This is a genomic window from Empedobacter stercoris (assembly GCF_020281205.1).
GTDB lineage: Bacteria > Bacteroidota > Bacteroidia > Flavobacteriales > Weeksellaceae > Empedobacter > Empedobacter stercoris.
Genome location: NZ_JACXZC010000042.1, coordinates 1 through 15,559 on the forward strand (window position 1 = coordinate 1; position 15,559 = coordinate 15,559).

15 protein-coding genes and 2 tRNA genes are annotated in these 15,559 nt (G+C 30.9%); 4 read left to right on the plus strand and 13 right to left on the minus strand.

The genetic code is table 11. The annotated features are described in order from the left end of the window. Positions 1–60: 60 nt before the first annotated feature. The 4 genes from IF125_RS13535 to IF125_RS13550 all read right to left on the minus strand — a co-directional run bounded on the left by IF125_RS13535 (position 61) and on the right by IF125_RS13550 (position 3,982). Positions 61–513, minus strand: a complete 453-nt coding sequence (locus IF125_RS13535) for a hypothetical protein (protein WP_225542843.1) — start codon at positions 511–513, stop codon at positions 61–63. Between the two features lie 85 nt (positions 514–598). Continuing rightward, positions 599–1,327, minus strand: a complete 729-nt coding sequence (gene lptB, locus IF125_RS13540) for an LPS export ABC transporter ATP-binding protein (protein WP_171623727.1) — start codon at positions 1,325–1,327, stop codon at positions 599–601. Between the two features lie 30 nt (positions 1,328–1,357). Then, complete coding sequence (locus IF125_RS13545) at positions 1,358–2,719, minus strand: pyridoxal-phosphate dependent enzyme (RefSeq protein WP_225542844.1); 1,362 nt, start codon at positions 2,717–2,719, stop codon at positions 1,358–1,360. A 33-nt stretch (positions 2,720–2,752) separates the two neighbouring features. Further along, positions 2,753–3,982 carry an ABC transporter permease gene (locus IF125_RS13550; RefSeq protein WP_225542845.1) on the minus strand — a complete coding sequence of 410 codons (1,230 nt, stop codon included), beginning with the start codon at positions 3,980–3,982 and terminating at the stop codon, positions 2,753–2,755. Between the two features lie 59 nt (positions 3,983–4,041). On the opposite strand from IF125_RS13550, the gene IF125_RS13555 reads away from it, so the two are divergent. Next, positions 4,042–5,313, plus strand: coding sequence for an exo-beta-N-acetylmuramidase NamZ family protein (locus tag IF125_RS13555; protein WP_225542846.1), 1,272 nt, complete (start codon positions 4,042–4,044; stop codon positions 5,311–5,313). Positions 5,314–5,378: 65 nt separating this feature from the next. On the opposite strand, the gene IF125_RS13560 is transcribed toward IF125_RS13555, so the two are convergent. The 5 genes from IF125_RS13560 to IF125_RS13580 all read right to left on the minus strand — a co-directional run bounded on the left by IF125_RS13560 (position 5,379) and on the right by IF125_RS13580 (position 7,999). Continuing rightward, complete coding sequence (locus tag IF125_RS13560) at positions 5,379–5,765, minus strand: hypothetical protein (RefSeq protein WP_225542847.1); 387 nt, start codon at positions 5,763–5,765, stop codon at positions 5,379–5,381. 108 nt (positions 5,766–5,873) lie between these two features. Beyond that, the gene (locus IF125_RS13565) at positions 5,874–6,215 is read right to left on the minus strand and encodes a hypothetical protein (protein ID WP_225542848.1); all 342 of its coding nucleotides are present in this window, start codon (positions 6,213–6,215) and stop codon (positions 5,874–5,876) included. A 101-nt stretch (positions 6,216–6,316) separates the two neighbouring features. Next, positions 6,317–6,742, minus strand: a complete 426-nt coding sequence (locus IF125_RS13570) for a hypothetical protein (RefSeq protein ID WP_171623705.1) — start codon at positions 6,740–6,742, stop codon at positions 6,317–6,319. A gap of 82 nt (positions 6,743–6,824) precedes the next feature. Further along, positions 6,825–7,391, minus strand: a complete 567-nt coding sequence (locus IF125_RS13575) for a DUF4920 domain-containing protein (protein WP_225542849.1) — start codon at positions 7,389–7,391, stop codon at positions 6,825–6,827. Between the two features lie 11 nt (positions 7,392–7,402). Then, positions 7,403–7,999 carry an NUDIX hydrolase gene (locus IF125_RS13580; protein ID WP_171623704.1) on the minus strand — a complete coding sequence of 199 codons (597 nt, stop codon included), beginning with the start codon at positions 7,997–7,999 and terminating at the stop codon, positions 7,403–7,405. A gap of 41 nt (positions 8,000–8,040) precedes the next feature. Between IF125_RS13580 and IF125_RS13585 the strand changes: the two genes are divergently transcribed. Then, the gene (locus IF125_RS13585; protein WP_171623703.1) at positions 8,041–8,439 is read left to right on the plus strand and encodes a hypothetical protein; all 399 of its coding nucleotides are present in this window, start codon (positions 8,041–8,043) and stop codon (positions 8,437–8,439) included. Positions 8,440–8,459: 20 nt separating this feature from the next. After that, complete coding sequence (locus IF125_RS13590) at positions 8,460–8,780, plus strand: hypothetical protein (protein ID WP_171623702.1); 321 nt, start codon at positions 8,460–8,462, stop codon at positions 8,778–8,780. 54 nt (positions 8,781–8,834) lie between these two features. On the opposite strand, the gene typA is transcribed toward IF125_RS13590, so the two are convergent. The 3 genes from typA to IF125_RS13605 form a co-directional block, all read right to left on the minus strand. Further along, positions 8,835–10,637, minus strand: coding sequence for a translational GTPase TypA (gene typA / locus IF125_RS13595; protein WP_171623701.1), 1,803 nt, complete (start codon positions 10,635–10,637; stop codon positions 8,835–8,837). A 280-nt stretch (positions 10,638–10,917) separates the two neighbouring features. Then, a tRNA-Lys gene (locus IF125_RS13600) sits at positions 10,918–10,990 on the minus strand. A 220-nt stretch (positions 10,991–11,210) separates the two neighbouring features. After that, a complete protein-coding gene (locus IF125_RS13605) occupies positions 11,211–14,363 on the minus strand; it encodes an AsmA-like C-terminal region-containing protein (protein WP_225542850.1) in 3,153 nt (1,050 codons plus the stop codon). A gap of 238 nt (positions 14,364–14,601) precedes the next feature. On the opposite strand from IF125_RS13605, the gene IF125_RS13610 reads away from it, so the two are divergent. After that, positions 14,602–15,033 (plus strand): lipocalin family protein, encoded by a 432-nt coding sequence (locus IF125_RS13610; RefSeq protein WP_225542851.1) that lies wholly within the window; start codon positions 14,602–14,604, stop codon positions 15,031–15,033. A 450-nt stretch (positions 15,034–15,483) separates the two neighbouring features. On the opposite strand, the gene IF125_RS13615 is transcribed toward IF125_RS13610, so the two are convergent. Next, positions 15,484–15,556 (minus strand) — tRNA-Lys (locus IF125_RS13615). Between the last annotated feature and the right edge of the window lie 3 nt (positions 15,557–15,559).

Consider the following 15,559-nt stretch of genomic DNA (forward strand, 5'->3'; position numbering starts at 1 on the left):
TTGTCCAACTATAGCTTGTATCCTACTAAAGTGGGTGGATATTTTATGCCCTAAATTTATTTAGGACGCTATTGATATTAATTGTTCAATTGTTCCTTCGTTGGTTTTATAAAAGAATCTTTTCAAATTGTTATCAGTAAAACCATATAAAGAAGCTTCTCCTTCTATCAAAACTTTTAAAAATAGTTTCTCTTCCTTAAATTCAGGTTCTTGAATAGAACTAATTTTAGCTAAATCTTCTGAAGACCTATCAATCTTAACATCTACTCTTACATATTTTGATTGATTATCAACGCCAAATTCTTTTATTTGATTTATCGTTGCAATCTCAATTTTAGAAGTTTCATCATTTTTATATTCTATTGATTTTGGATTATTTAACCAATCAATATTTTTAATTAATACATCTTGTCTTTGATTATTATTATCAATAATATAACCTTGTTCAAAACGAATTTGGGCATGAATACTTATAGTGAATAAGAATATGAAAATTGTCTTTAGTAATTTCATAAATAATTATTTAGTGTTAATGTTACGAATATAAACAAAAAAAACCACTCAAAATTGAGTGGTTTCAAAAATACTATATTGTAATTTATATCTGTTGATACATAAAGTTTTCACCAAGATAAACACGACGAACATCTTCGTCATTTGCTAATTCTTCTGGCGAACCTTCTTTTAGGATTTTACCTTCGAACATGATATAGGTTTTATCAGTAATTGCTAATGTTTGCGAGACATTGTGGTCAGTAATTAAAATTCCAATATTCTTTTCTTTCAATGAACGGACAATCTTCTGAATATCCTCTACTGCAATAGGGTCCACTCCAGCAAAAGGTTCATCTAACAAGATAAAATTTGGTTCTGTCGCCAAACAACGTGCAATTTCGCAACGACGACGCTCACCTCCAGAAAGTAAATCTCCACGGTTTTTACGCACGTGTTCTAACGAAAACTCTTCAATCAGCGCATCGGTACGCATTTGTTGTTCTTTTTTCGAATGTTTAGTGAATTGTAAAACGGATTTGATGTTGTCTTCTACAGAAAGTTTACGAAAAACAGATGCCTCTTGCGCTAAATATCCAATTCCTTTCTGTGCACGTCTGTACATTGCATCGCTTGTAATATCTTGTTTATCTAAAAAAACTTTTCCTTGCGTGGCTTTTACCAAACCAACAATCATATAAAAAGAAGTGGTCTTACCAGCACCATTTGGTCCTAATAATCCAATAATTTCTCCTTGTTCTACTTGAAAAGACACATTTTTCACAACGTGTTTTTTACCGTAATCTTTTACTAAATTCTGACCTTTTAATACAATTCCCATATCGCTTCAAAGATAGGATTTTTGTTATTTAATCGAGTTAATAATATCATATTTTGTGATGATATGATATTTCCCATTTTCTAATTCTATTAAAACCGCTTGATTATCCTTAGTAATTAACTTCGAAACTTCTTCGATAGATGTTCCAGCTTTTACAATAGGGTAAGGTTCTCCCATGATTTCGTGAATAGGTTTTTCAGCAACATTTCTATCTTCTAAAAATGCTTGAAACAAATCTGATTCGTCCAAAGATCCAACAATTCCATTCACATCCATTACAGGAATTTGAGAAATTTTGAAACGACGCATACGATCAATTGCATGAGATGCCAATTCTTCTGTACGAACTGTTACCAATGGTTTATCGACATGTTCTTTAATTAAATCTACAGCAGTTTTAATCTCTTCGTCCAAATATCCTCTATCACGCATCCAATCATCATTAAATATTTTTCCAACATAACGAGAACCTGAATCATGGAATAATACAACAACAACGTCATCTGGTCCGAATTCGTCTTTCATTTGTAACAATCCTTTAATTGCAGACCCCGAAGACATTCCGACAAACAAACCTTCTTCTAAAGCTAAACGACGCGTATAAACCGCCGCATCTTTATCTGTCACTTTTGTAAATCCATCAATAATATCAAAATCAACATTTTCTGGTAAAATATCTTCACCAATTCCTTCTGTTACATAAGAATACACTTCATTTTCATCGAAAACTCCAGTTTCTTTGTATTTTTTGAAAACTGACCCATAGGTATCAACTCCCCAAATTTTGATGTTAGGATTTTTTTCTTTTAAATATTTTCCTACTCCAGAAATTGTACCTCCAGTTCCTACTCCTACAATAAAATGCGTAACCTTTCCTTCTGTTTGTTCCCAAATTTCTGGTCCAGTTTGCTCATAATTTGCTTGTGTATTCGATGGATTATCGTACTGATTGACATACCAACCATTTGGTGTTTCTTTTGCCAAGCGTTTCGAAACAGAATAATAAGAACGTGGATCATCTGGCTCGACATCCGTAGGACAAACCACAACTTTTGCACCAACAGCGCGCAAAATATCCATTTTCTCTTTTGATTGTTTGTCTGTAATCACACAAATTAATTTATAACCTTTGATTACTGCAGCCAATGCCAATCCCATTCCAGTATTACCAGAAGTTCCTTCGATAATAGTTCCTCCAGGAACCAAACGACCGTCTTTCTCTGCATCTTCTACCATTTTCAATGCCATACGATCTTTACATGAATGACCTGGATTGAAATATTCAACCTTTGCTAAAACAGTACATGGTAAATCTTTTGTTATCTTATTAATTTTAACCAAAGGCGTGTTTCCTATGGTTTCTAAAATATTATTTGCGTATTTCATTTTTTTCTGATTTTAAAATTAAATGGTTAATTTTTATCTAAAATTAATTGCTTTAGCCGGAGTAATTTTAGATATCATGTACGAAGGCAAAAGTAATACAATTGCACAAACTAATAAAGCTCCAACATTTAATAATATAATTGTTCCAAAATCTAAATAGACTGGAGCAGTCGATAAATAATAATTTTCTGCAGGAAGTTGGATGATTTCGAAATGTTTTTGAGCTAACAACAAACCAAGCCCTATTACATTACCAGCAATCAATCCAGGTAACATAATAAATAAGGCATAATTGATGAATAACTTTCGGATACGCCAATTGGTTGCTCCAAATGCTTTTAAAATTCCTATCGAATGTGTTCGTTCTAATATTAAAATCAATAAAACCATCACCATATTGATGACAACAACAAAAAGCATAATAAAGACAATAATGACAATATTCTTATCAAAAATGGTGATCCAATCGTTAATCTGAGCAAAAGAAGCAGTTGCCGATTCTGCATACAAGTTATATGGTATTTTCGCTTGAACTAATTTTGCAACAGGATCAATATTTTCTACATCGTTCACAAATAACTCAAAACCACCAACAGTTACCGAATCCCAACGATTCAGGCGCTGTACATGCTTGATATCTCCAAACATGATTTGATCATCAAAATTTTTGATATCTGTTTTAAACAATCCAGAAATGGTAAATCGACGATAAATTGGTTTTGTATCTTCTTGAATAAAATACATCACAAACGAACTGTCAATATCCAATTTCATTTCATCTGCAATCTTTTCTGATAATAAAACCTCATCCATAATCGAATCTTTATTGATTCGAGGAAAGTGTCCTTTTACTAAAAATTTTTCGAACCGAACCGAATCAAAGTCTGTTCCAACTCCCTTAAAAACAACTCCACTAAAGTTTTCTTTGGTGCGAATCACACCACTTTTATTCGCAATTGCTTGTACATGTTCAATCGCTGGAATGGATTTGAAGGTTGGATAAAAAGTTTGGTTAATCGTTAACGAATCCGAATTTAACGAGGTATTGCTATTGTAATTTCTAATGGTAATATGCCCATTAAAATCAGCCAACTTTTCTTTAATTGCCTTCCTTGCACCAACACCAGTGGAAATCGTCACCAAAGAAACGATTAAACCTAATGCTACGGCAATTTGACCTACACGAATAATGATACTCGATAAGTTATTTTTAGTATTTTTACCAAGCGCAATTTTTTTTGAAAACCACCAAGAAAAACTCAAATTATATATTTTTTTAAGATTAAAACTAACTTTAGGCTTTATCTTTCGCCTAAATTCAAATGATGAAAAACGAAATGAAAAACTTTGTCAAATATACATCAATTGCTTTACTTCTAAGTATTCCTTTTTTTAGTATTGCTCAAACTTTAAATCAAACAAATTCTACTTCTACAAATGAAATAAATGGTTTAGAAATTGGGTTGGGTGCAGAAAATGTGATGCAATATTTACCACAATTAAAAGATAAAAAAGTTGGAGTTGTATCTAATCAAACTGGAATTCTTAGAAAAATTTTAAAGAAAAAACCTTCTGATTATGACTATAAAAATACAATTCATATTGTTGATTTTTTGATTGATAATGGAATAAATGTTACTAAAATATATTCTCCAGAACATGGCTTTCGTGGAGATGCAGATGCTGGTGCTAAAATAAAATCTGGTATTGATGCGAAAACAGGTTTACCAATTGTTTCACTTTATGGTGACAATAAAAAACCGAAAGCTAATCAAATTGCAGATGTAGATGTATTGGTTTTTGATATGCAAGATGTAGGAGCACGTTTTTACACCTATATTTCGACTTTACATTATGTAATGGAAGCTGCGGCTGAAAATGGTAAAAAAATAATTGTATTGGATAGACCAAATCCAAATGCACATTATGTAGACGGACCTGTAATGAAAAATGAGTATAAATCGTTTGTTGGGATGCACAATGTTCCGATTGTTTATGGAATGACCATTGGTGAATATGCGCAAATGATTAACGGTGAAGGTTGGTTAGCGAATGGCGTAAAAGCAAATTTAGAAATCGTTCCTTTGCTTAATTACACACATCAATCTACTTATCATTTACCCGTAAAACCTTCTCCAAATTTACCAAATGCACATGCAATTAATTTGTATCCGAGTACTTGTTTATTTGAAGGCACAAATGTAAATGAAGGACGAGGTACAACTTTTCAGTTTCAGGTTTATGGTTCTCCTTTTTTGAAAAATATGCCGTTTCAATATACACCTGTTTCTAAACCTGGCGCAACAAGTCCAAAATTTAAAGATCAAGTGTGTTATGGTGAAGATTTATCTGATGTATCGTATCAATCATCTATTAATTTGAAATGGTTAATTAATGCGTATAAAAACAATACAAAACAACCTTTTTGGACGATGAATGGAAAAAAATTATGGATCGATCAACTTTCTGGAACAGATGAATTGCGTAAACAAATAGAAGCTGGCCTATCGGAAGAAGAAATAAAAGCAACTTGGCAAAAAGATTTAGAAGCATTCAAAAAAATAAGATCAAAATATTTGATTTACAAAGATTAAGCAATGTACAGAAATACAAATTCCAACTTAGATAAAAGTTGGAATTTGTATTTAATTTTATGAATTTAAGATTTTTCACCTACAACTTCAGCAATTGCTATACCCATATTTCTCACTTTTTCGTAGAGTTTTGTTGAACCTTTTTCTAATTCAATTGTTACTCTACCTTCAAGCGCTTTTATTTCCAACACATCGCTTTCTCGCCAAACATAATTTTTTCCTTCTATAATTGGTTTACCAAACGTTTTTTCTATTTCTTTAATTGCTTTTGCTGATTTTGATCTATCAAAAATTACAGAATAAGAATACACTTCATTACTATCACTTAAACTTACCGAAACATTAGAATGCGTTGTTGAACTTGATGTTTTTGAACTGGCATAAGATGTAGCCGTTTGTCCATTAACTAAGCTTGTACAAAAAACTACAGCGATTAAAATTATCTTTTTCATGTTTTTATTTTTTTTATAAAAGTCTAAAAAAGATTAATTTATATTGGTTAATGCACGGTTAACGAAGAGTTAATATAAAAAACTCCAAGCAAATTTTGGAGTTTCTATTTAAGAATTGACTTTATTTATATTTTTTATAGCCATAATTTTTTCTCCTAAATTTTTGATTTTCATGACAATTTCTTGGTTATCATTACTCTTTTGAATCTCTATTTTAAGAAAATTTTTATTCAAAATAATTTCAAAACTACCTCTTCCAGACCAAACAAAATCATTATTTTCAATTGTTGGAGTGCCTAATTCTTTTTCGATTGTGTTTTTGATGATCTCTGTTTTCTCTGAATTAAAAGTTCCTTTTACTGAAAAAAAAGTATCCGTATTACTCGCTCGTAATTGTGCAAATACTGAGAACGAAAGGATAGTTAGAATAAAACATAAATATTTTTTCATAACAATTGATTTAAAATATATTCACTAATATAATCAAAAATAAACTTATAGTCGTTTATTAATTACTTGTTTTTTTTTATAAATCAATTAAAGTGGGTTTGTTAAAATTCATTTAAAACCTCAATTGATAAAAATTCTCCCGTCATCGAGTCAAAGGAAAAGATACAATTTTCTCGTTTATAATCATTTGTCAAACGATTGGGATCATTATTATTAATTCTCTCGTAAAGTTCATTTTTCCGAATTTGTATTTCATCCGTAATACGTTTCAATTCAAAAATATTTTCACCCTCATATACTTTACAAATTGGGTTTGGAGAAAGATAAAATTTAATCGCACTTATTCTACCGTTAACAATTTTAATCGATATTCCTTTCTCTTTATAAAGTAACGTTTTCTCATTCGTCACATGTTGTTCAACAATTTCAGAATCAAGTTCTGCTTGAAATGATTGAAATAAATCGTCATTCTCAGTTTTTCCAATTAAAGAAAAGTAATTATTTGGATTGCCTTGAAATGTATTCATATCTCTATTTTTTTCAAAATTAAAGTTTACAAAAAAACCTTTCCAAAAAAGAAAGGTTTTTATTCATATTTTTAGAAAAATCTTAGTTTTCCTTCAAATAAACACCATCAGCTTCAAAATTATATTGCAACTGAGGTTTTGTTATTTTAGCAATCTCTTCTTTTGTTTTTCCAGCATCTTCTGCATAATGACGTAATTTCTCTACAGAAATCTCGCTAACAAAAGCTTTTCCATGAACTACAACATTGGCTTTCTCACCATCTAAAGGCATAAAAAATCCGTAATCTTTGAAACGAACAAATGATTGTTCTTCTCCTTTTCCAAGATCAACTTTCATCCAACAACCTTTCTTTTTACAAACAGATTCTATTGTTGATACGAACTGAACATTTTCTAAAGCATCTCCGTTTTTCATGTTATCGAATAACTTTGCAAGTTCGTTTTTAGTCAATGTGTTCTTAATTTCGAATGATTCTCCATATACTTGATACGCATATAAATCTTCTATTTTAGCTGTTCCATTTTCTAAAATTTTCGCTTGTGACTTTGAAGCTTTTTCTGTTTTAGCTTTATTTTCTTTTTTCGTTTGAGCATTTGTTGCTAATGCAAAACATGTTAAAGCACAAAAAGTTAAAATATATTTTCTCATTCTATCCTAATTTAATTCAAATTTAAATAATTATCCATTAACAACTTTATATTAGGATAAGAATTTTCTAATAACTGAGGAATTTCACTTTCTTTTCTCCATTCTACCGACTCTATTCCTTCTTCAGTTTGTGGCAAAGGTAATTCTACTCCATCGTAAAAAACTTCGAACCAAAATGTTTCTTTTATAATGTATTCTCTCAAAAAATAAATATGAAAAGTTGGCATCAAAAATCGTTTCAATTCCAGATTTGTAAGACTACATTCTTCCTCTATTTCACGAATTGCAGATTCTTCTCTCGACTCTCCTTCTTCCATTTTCCCTTTTGGTAGATCCCATTTTCCGAGTCTGAAAATAAACAAATAATCATCTTTTGGATTGCGAACAATTCCGCCTGCAGCCTGTATATGTTTGTAGTATTTTAAGAATTTCGTCCAAACAGTTTCAATATCATCACTAAAAATATTCACTAAATTAGAAGCTTTTGAAGATAATAAATGAACCGATTCATCGAATTGAGCTTCATTTTGAAACAATATATTTTTTGCTTCTGGATTGGATTGGTTGCTGAAAGTTAACAAACTTTCATTAAAAAAAACTTTGTACATTTGAACGATTTGTTACAAATTTATAAAAAACTCACAAGGATATGAAGGTAAATACGAATAAAGTCCGTTTAGCAAAAAATCAGCAAGATGCGTACATTTTTTTGTTGGACATGAAAAATTATGAGCAATTGATGCCAAATGATACAAAATCTTTCGAAATTCACGAATCTGGAAAAGGTTTTACAGTTGGTGTTGGTGCTTTACCAAAGGTTGGTATGCGTTTGAAAGAAACAGTTGAGCCGTCAAAAATTATTTTTGAATCTCCTGCACCTGCTTTTGAATATACATTGACAATTTCGATTGAAGCGGTTGATGATCATTCATCTGATGTTACATTAGACTTTGACGGAAACTTCAATATGATGATCGAAATGATGGCAAAAAAACCATTGACTTCTTTTATTGAAACGATTGCAGAAAATTTAGGTAAAATAGGTTAATCTATTCCTATCAAAATTCTGTGGATAATTGGATAAATTTTCCGAAAAAGGAATTGATGCTCGAAATTTATTTAAGCGAGCAAAATATGGATGATGAAATTCTATTATTTTGGAATCAAATTAAAACATCTCCTGAGATTTGGTTATGCAAAGATGTTATAGAAGATAATTTTTGGGCAATTGCGCATCATCAAAATTATGTGATTTGGTACAATGATATCGAAGAAGGTTTTAATCTTTCGAGGTTTAAAACGAAAGGTCAAATCTTAGAATATCGTGCTTTTAAAAACGAATTAAATGCTGCAATAATTGCACTCAAAAACAAAATCGAAATTATTTAAACAAAAAAACCAGAAGTAAACTTCTGGTTTTTTTTTGTTTTATATTTCAAATGATTAAATCATTGATTTTTCGTAACGTTTACGATCATTTTCTTTTAAGTGAATTTTACGTAAACGGATAAAGTTTGGAGTAACCTCAATACATTCATCAGCTTGGATATATTCCATACATTCTTCTAAAGTCATTTCGATTTTAGGAGCGATAGAAGATGAATCATCTTTACCAGCTGCACGAATATTATTCAATTTTTTAGCTTCAACAACGTTTACAACTAAGTCATTGTTACGAGAATGCTCACCGATAATCATCCCTTCGTAAACCTCTTCACTTGGCTCGATAAAGAATTTTCCACGGTCTTGTAATTTATCGATAGAATAAGGAGTAGAAACACCTTGATCTTTAGAAATGATTACACCTGCAGAACGTCCAGCAATAGCTCCTTTGAAAGGTTTGTATGCTAAGAAATTGTGCGCCATTACAGCTTCACCAGCAGTAGAAGTTAACATCAACGAACGTAAACCGATTAATCCACGAGATGGAATTTCGAATTCTAAATGTTGCATTCCTTCTTTCGCTTCCATTACTAATAAATCTCCTTTACGTTGTGTAACTAAATCGATAGCTTTAGATGAAAAATCGTCTGGAACATCAATTACTAATGTTTCGTAGGGCTCACATTTAACTCCATCAATTTCCTTGAAGATAACTTGTGGTTGACCAACTGTTAACTCATACCCTTCGCGGCGCATAGTTTCGATTAATACAGATAAGTGCATGATACCACGTCCATATACTAATTGTGTATTCGAATCGTCTGTTGGCTCTACACGTAAAGCTAAGTTACGCTCTAATTCGTCTGTTAAACGGTCTACTAAGTGACGAGAAGTAACAAATTTACCATCTTTACCAAAGAATGGAGAGTTGTTAATACCGAATGACATATTCATTGTAGGTTCGTCGATATGCATTACTGGTAATGGCTCTGGATTCTCTGGGTCTGCAATAGTATCTCCAATTTGGAAACCATCGATACCAACCACAGCACAAATATCTCCCGCTTTTACTTCAGTTGCTTTTACTTTACCTAAACCAGAGAATGTGTACAATTCTTTGATTTTATGTTTTTTGAATGATCCGTCAGGTTTTGTTAATGCAATCCAATCACCTTCTTTTATCTCACCACGAGTTACTTTACCTACTGCAATACGTCCTAAGAATTTAGAATAATCTAACGATGTAATTTGCATTTGTAAATCTCCTTCGTGAGCTTCTGGAGCTGGAACGTGCTCTAAAATACCATCCATTAAAGGTGTAATATCTTCTACACGTACATTCTCAGTGTTGAACCATCCTTGTTTAGAAGAACCATAAAATGCAGGGAAGTCTAATTGCTCTTCTGTTGCATCAAGGTTAAAGAATAATTCGAATACTTTATCATAAACTTCGTCAGGACGACAGTTTTCTTTATCTACTTTGTTTATAACAACCAATGGTTTTAAACCTAACTCTAAAGCCTTACTCAAAACGAAACGTGTCTGAGGCATAGGGCCTTCAAAAGCATCGACTAATAAAATTACACCATCAGCCATTTTCAATACACGCTCTACTTCTCCACCGAAATCCGCGTGACCAGGAGTATCAATTACATTAATCTTAACACCTTTATAATCTACCGAAGCATTTTTTGAAAAGATCGTAATCCCTCTCTCGCGCTCGATATCATTGTTATCCATGATTAACTCACCTGACTCTTGGTTTTCTCTGAAAACGTGTCCACTGTGAAGAATTTTGTCAACCAATGTAGTTTTACCGTGGTCAACGTGTGCGATAATCGCAATATTTCTAATGTTTTGCATCCTTGAAAATTATGGGTGCAAATTTACGACAAATTTATTTTTTATTACTATACTTTTTATTTTATTTAATTTTAACTATAATATATTTAGAAAAATTTAATTTTAATAAATACTTTTTACTAAAACATTGATTTATTTGCAAATTGATTAATAAAAAATGGATTTAAAAAAGTTAATAATAAATCATTTTATTGGATATTTCTACTAAAATAGCTTTTTCTCCTAAAAATATAACTTCTTATAAAAACAAAAAGTCAAGTTATATATAACTTGACTTTTGTGACTCGTCTGAGGTTCGAACTCAGGACCCCGAAATTAAGAGTTTCGTGCTCTACCAGCTAAGCTAACGAGTCCTTAAAAAACACAACAAAATCGTCTTGATTTGCTTTACAAATTTCATTCAGAAAGATGTTTTAGTAAATATAAAACTATCTTTTTCATCAATTTAACCTATAAAAGAAAATAATAATCGCTGTATCCTATTTTTAGATTGAACTTTATCTAATTCTAGTATAACAAATCATTTCAATTTTAACATAAAAAAAACCTTCAGTAATGCTGAAGGTCTTAAAATTATTTTGTTTGTGTTATTGCTTGAGCAGCTTCTTGTTTTGCTTTTTCTTCTTCTAATGCTTTTTGATAATCATCAAATTCATCATCCGACTCATCCAAATCTTCTTTGTGGTATTTTCCAACCTCAACCTCAAATGTATCTGCAGGACCAGTAATCTTGATTGGAATTCCGATAATTCCAAAAGGCGGCAAGCCAAGACGCATCCCAAGGTTCATATAACCATCTAAGGTTACTTGACCTTCTATTCGAGGACGGAAACCTGCAATTTTAAATTTTGTACGATTTATAGTGATGACATTATTTTCGATCTTTGTTTTTAAATTAACTTTTTTCAAATTCGCATCATGCAAAGCATCTGTGGAAGTCTTTTCGGCAACCGTATTAAATACTTTAAAACCTAAGAATTTAATATCCTCAAGCATAAAACTACCTTCGCCTTTAATCGTTTTCATTTTCGGAAACATATCTGCTCCCAAATCTCCTTGTAGCTGATAATCTATCGACACTTTTCCATGTGCATTTTCTGCCGCACTTGCCAATTCTCTAAATAACGTAATCTCATGATAAGCACGTTGAATATCAAAATTATTGGCTTTTATATTGAAATCAAATTTGGCTTTTCTTGCATTTGTTGGCACGTAATTACCGTTCATCGTAAATTCTGAACCAATCAAATTAAATTTCGTATTTTGAAGTGATAAATTCCCTTGTTTCAATCCTAAATCTCCACTAAAATCTTGGAGTATTATATCCTTAAACAATACTTCTTTCGCTTTTCCTTTTATCGATAATTCAAGATTTTTTGGTAACAACACCACTCCTTCTTCTGCTGTTGCTGAATTAGAAGAAGTTTCACCAGAATTAAACGCCATAAAATCATCAATATTTACTCGATTAGTTTTAAAATTTATCGTTCCTTTTAACGTTTCATTCTCTTTTAATGCGTAATTAATATAGTTAGAAACCTCTCCATCAAACACAAAAGAATTGCGTTTGTAGCGCGCTTTTACATCTTTAAAAGTTAACCGACTACCTTCGAATCGGAAATCTCCTTGCTTAACAATAAATTTACTTGGAAAGAACTTTGTATTGATTTTGATGTTCTCTATTTTCACATATCCTTTGTTCTGAAAACTTTCTAAAGGCGCTCCATTGTTTCCTTTTATTCCAAAATTTGTTTCAATCAAACCATCTACATCTATGTCTTCTACAGGAAATAATTTATATATATTCGCTAAATTCAATTCACCTTTCGAGTGAATACTATAATCCAAATTATTTAAGTTTTTCAGATTTGCATTGACCTTAAAAGGTTTCCCTGCCAATGTAAAAGAAATCGGTAAAACATCTATTGATAAATCGTTAAAAGAACCTCTACCCGATTTTATATGCGTTTCTACTGTAAAATTTTCTAATGGTAAATTTGGATATTCGTTCAGTTTAATAAAACCATTTTTCAATTTTACTACTGTATTGGTAACGGGTACTTTTTTTCGTTTTGGTTCGTATGTTCCATTCGCTTTCATTTTCATATACAAATCACCACGCATCTCAATATTTTTCAACGGATAGATTTTATAGATATCTTCTAAATGAACTTTAGCCGCAAAATCAGCATTAATCGGAAAATTGGTTAGATTCTTTAATTCTAATCGTCCAATCATAAAATTATCCATTGCTTTAGCATCTATTTGATGAATTAAAACAGCCGTATTTTTATAATTTCCGTCCTTATTTTGCATGGACATTTTCATATTAATATAATCCAAAGCAGCAGGCATTTCATTCATTTTGAAATACCCATTTTCTAAGTTTGCTTTTAGATTAAATGTTGGTATTTTCTGTTTTGATTTTTTTACATTCTGAATAATTGAACCTTTCCAGTTTCCTTCTAAATTCAGCACACCTTTTGCATCAAATTGATTAAAACCTGTCGCATTTTTCAACGCTTCTAAATCTACATTTGCCTGAATAACACCTTCTGAAAACATTGTTTTTCCAGACGAATACGTAAAATTTGTTTTCGTTATACCATCCAATAATTTGAAATCAAGATTCTCTACTTTTACACGCATTTTTTCTGGATCTAACGCATATAAATCAATCGTAGAAATAAGATTAATATGTTGAATTGGCGAAGATGATTGTTTATAGTTTAATGAACCATCATCAATTTTGGCTTCAATATGTATATCTGGATTTTCTTTAGTTTCGTTATTCATCGTTCCTTTCATGGTAAAAAGAATCGATGATTCTCCATCCATTTGGATATCTTTCGCCCATTCTTGGTACATCTCCGGAACAATTGCTGGAATATGTTTCATTTCATTTTTATCCGAAGAAATCGTCAAATCAAAAATAATTTTTTCAGCTGGCATCAACAAAGAACCTTTTAACGAAAACGGAAATTGACCTAATTGAAGTTTATTATCAATAAAATAAAAAGATAAATTATTCAGATCTATTTTCGAATTAATTGTTCCTTTCAAAGGTAAGTTTTTTACATACTTTTGCTCATCAAAACTAAAATTGACCTTATCAATTGCTGCATCAGCATTTAATGTTAATTCGTTTTGAGTTAAGTCAATTAAACCATCGTAATTCAATTGATCTAATTTTAGGTATGTTTTCGATGATTGATCATCAAACAAAAAGTTTGAATCAGAAATTTTGAAATTATTTAATGCTAAGCCAACACTTGTTTCATCTTCTTTTTCAACCTCATCTGAAGGAACAGTTATAGCATAATTATGACGCCCTAAACTATCTATTTTCAAATTAATTGCTGCTTGATGAATAAACAATTCATTGAAAATAATTTTATCCTCGAACAATGTTTTGATATCAACACCAAGCGCAATTTCTTTTGCTGAAATTAAATTTTCTGTCTGATATGGCATCGAACCTTTGATTGAAGAATCGGTAAGTGTTACGGTAAGTTTTGGAAAATGACGAAAAAAAGACACATCTAAATCCTTAAAATCAACCGCTGTGTTGATGTAATTTTTAGCAACCTCTTTTATTCCATTATTAATTTGTTCCTTAAAAAAATAAGGCGACACATATAAAACCAATACAACTCCTCCCAAAGAAATTCCTGTAATTTTCATTACTTTCATGACTTTTGAAAGAATCGTTTTTTTCTTCTTCATACTTCTAAAAATCGGTGGAAAAAAGTAACTGAGAATCGAGTTGATTAGAAAATAATAAGAAACTTAATTACAGCGACTTTTATCATATAAATCTTAGAGTATTTTACTCTTCAATTCTTATTTTAAAACGAACAAAAGTAAATAGAATCTATTCAAATTATGTCTTTTATTATATAAAGAAATTAATAAAGTGTCTTTGGTTTTGTTTTTGCGTATTGTTAAAACTAAATTTTATACAATGAATATTAAATATGTTTTAATGCCATTAATTGGAAGTGCTCTATTACTTCTTTCTTGTCAAAATGCGAAAACTGATTCTAATCAAGAAACAACAGATCTTGAAACTGTAAATAAAAATAGTGTCCAACATTATGATTTACTTATTGGTTCTTGGGAAGATTTATCAAGTAGTGCTTTACATTTTTCTATGTTTGAAGATGGTAGTGCACAATCTGATAATATGGCAACTTTGCTTTATAAATCTTGGCATGTAGAGAATAATGTACTCTCTTTAGTTGCTGAAAGTATTGGAAACAAACAGTCGTCTATAGATACAATATCTTATTCAATAGTTGAATTGAATAAAGATGCCATGAAATTAAAACAAGGAAATACAGTTTTAACTTTTAAGAAAGTTGCTGATAAAACACGTATTGACACTTCTAAATGAACTACACAAACTGTAGAAGGTGCTTTAACTTTTGGACATGAAACAAGAACTTTTAAACCTTGTGGTAGCCGTAACGTATATTGGGTTTCTGACGCTACAGGAAAATTAAAAGATATATACGCTCAACTTACAAAAGGAAAAGAGCCATATACGGCTGTATCAGCTCAACTTATTATCAAAGACAAAGGAAAGAGTACCGAAGGTTTTGCAGCTTCTTATCAAAGCGTATATGAAGTCATCGATATTGTAAGTATAACAGAAACCTCTTCTAAAGATTGTCGTAATTAATCTCACAATTAAGAAAATAAAAAAAACTGCATTGGGTAATATAAAAATATCACTAAATGCAGTTTTTATCTATTAGACTTCCATTAATTGTAGAAATTTCTAACAGTTAAATTATAGAATAAAAAAAGGGACAATTCTTAAAAGAAAGATTGTCCCTGTTTGTGACCTGGCTGGGGCTCGAACCCAGGACCCCAACATTAAAAGTGTTGTGCTCTACCAACTGAGCTACCAGGTCTCC

What these genes read in the sequence shown, in the direction of transcription:
- IF125_RS13555 (WP_225542846.1), top strand. Translation starts at nt 4,042, where the DNA reads ATGATGAAAAACGAAATGAAAAACTTTGTCAAATATACATCAATTGCT.
- IF125_RS13580 (WP_171623704.1), bottom strand. Translation starts at nt 7,999, where the DNA reads ATGTACAAAGTTTTTTTTAATGAAAGTTTGTTAACTTTCAGCAACCAA.
- IF125_RS13610 (WP_225542851.1), top strand. Translation starts at nt 14,602, where the DNA reads ATGAATATTAAATATGTTTTAATGCCATTAATTGGAAGTGCTCTATTA.
- IF125_RS13535 (WP_225542843.1), bottom strand. Translation starts at nt 513, where the DNA reads ATGAAATTACTAAAGACAATTTTCATATTCTTATTCACTATAAGTATT.
- typA (WP_171623701.1), bottom strand. Translation starts at nt 10,637, where the DNA reads ATGCAAAACATTAGAAATATTGCGATTATCGCACACGTTGACCACGGT.
- IF125_RS13585 (WP_171623703.1), top strand. Translation starts at nt 8,041, where the DNA reads ATGAAGGTAAATACGAATAAAGTCCGTTTAGCAAAAAATCAGCAAGAT.
- IF125_RS13605 (WP_225542850.1), bottom strand. Translation starts at nt 14,363, where the DNA reads ATGAAGAAGAAAAAAACGATTCTTTCAAAAGTCATGAAAGTAATGAAA.
- IF125_RS13575 (WP_225542849.1), bottom strand. Translation starts at nt 7,391, where the DNA reads ATGAGAAAATATATTTTAACTTTTTGTGCTTTAACATGTTTTGCATTA.
- IF125_RS13570 (WP_171623705.1), bottom strand. Translation starts at nt 6,742, where the DNA reads ATGAATACATTTCAAGGCAATCCAAATAATTACTTTTCTTTAATTGGA.
- IF125_RS13560 (WP_225542847.1), bottom strand. Translation starts at nt 5,765, where the DNA reads ATGAAAAAGATAATTTTAATCGCTGTAGTTTTTTGTACAAGCTTAGTT.
- IF125_RS13565 (WP_225542848.1), bottom strand. Translation starts at nt 6,215, where the DNA reads ATGAAAAAATATTTATGTTTTATTCTAACTATCCTTTCGTTCTCAGTA.
- IF125_RS13545 (WP_225542844.1), bottom strand. Translation starts at nt 2,719, where the DNA reads ATGAAATACGCAAATAATATTTTAGAAACCATAGGAAACACGCCTTTG.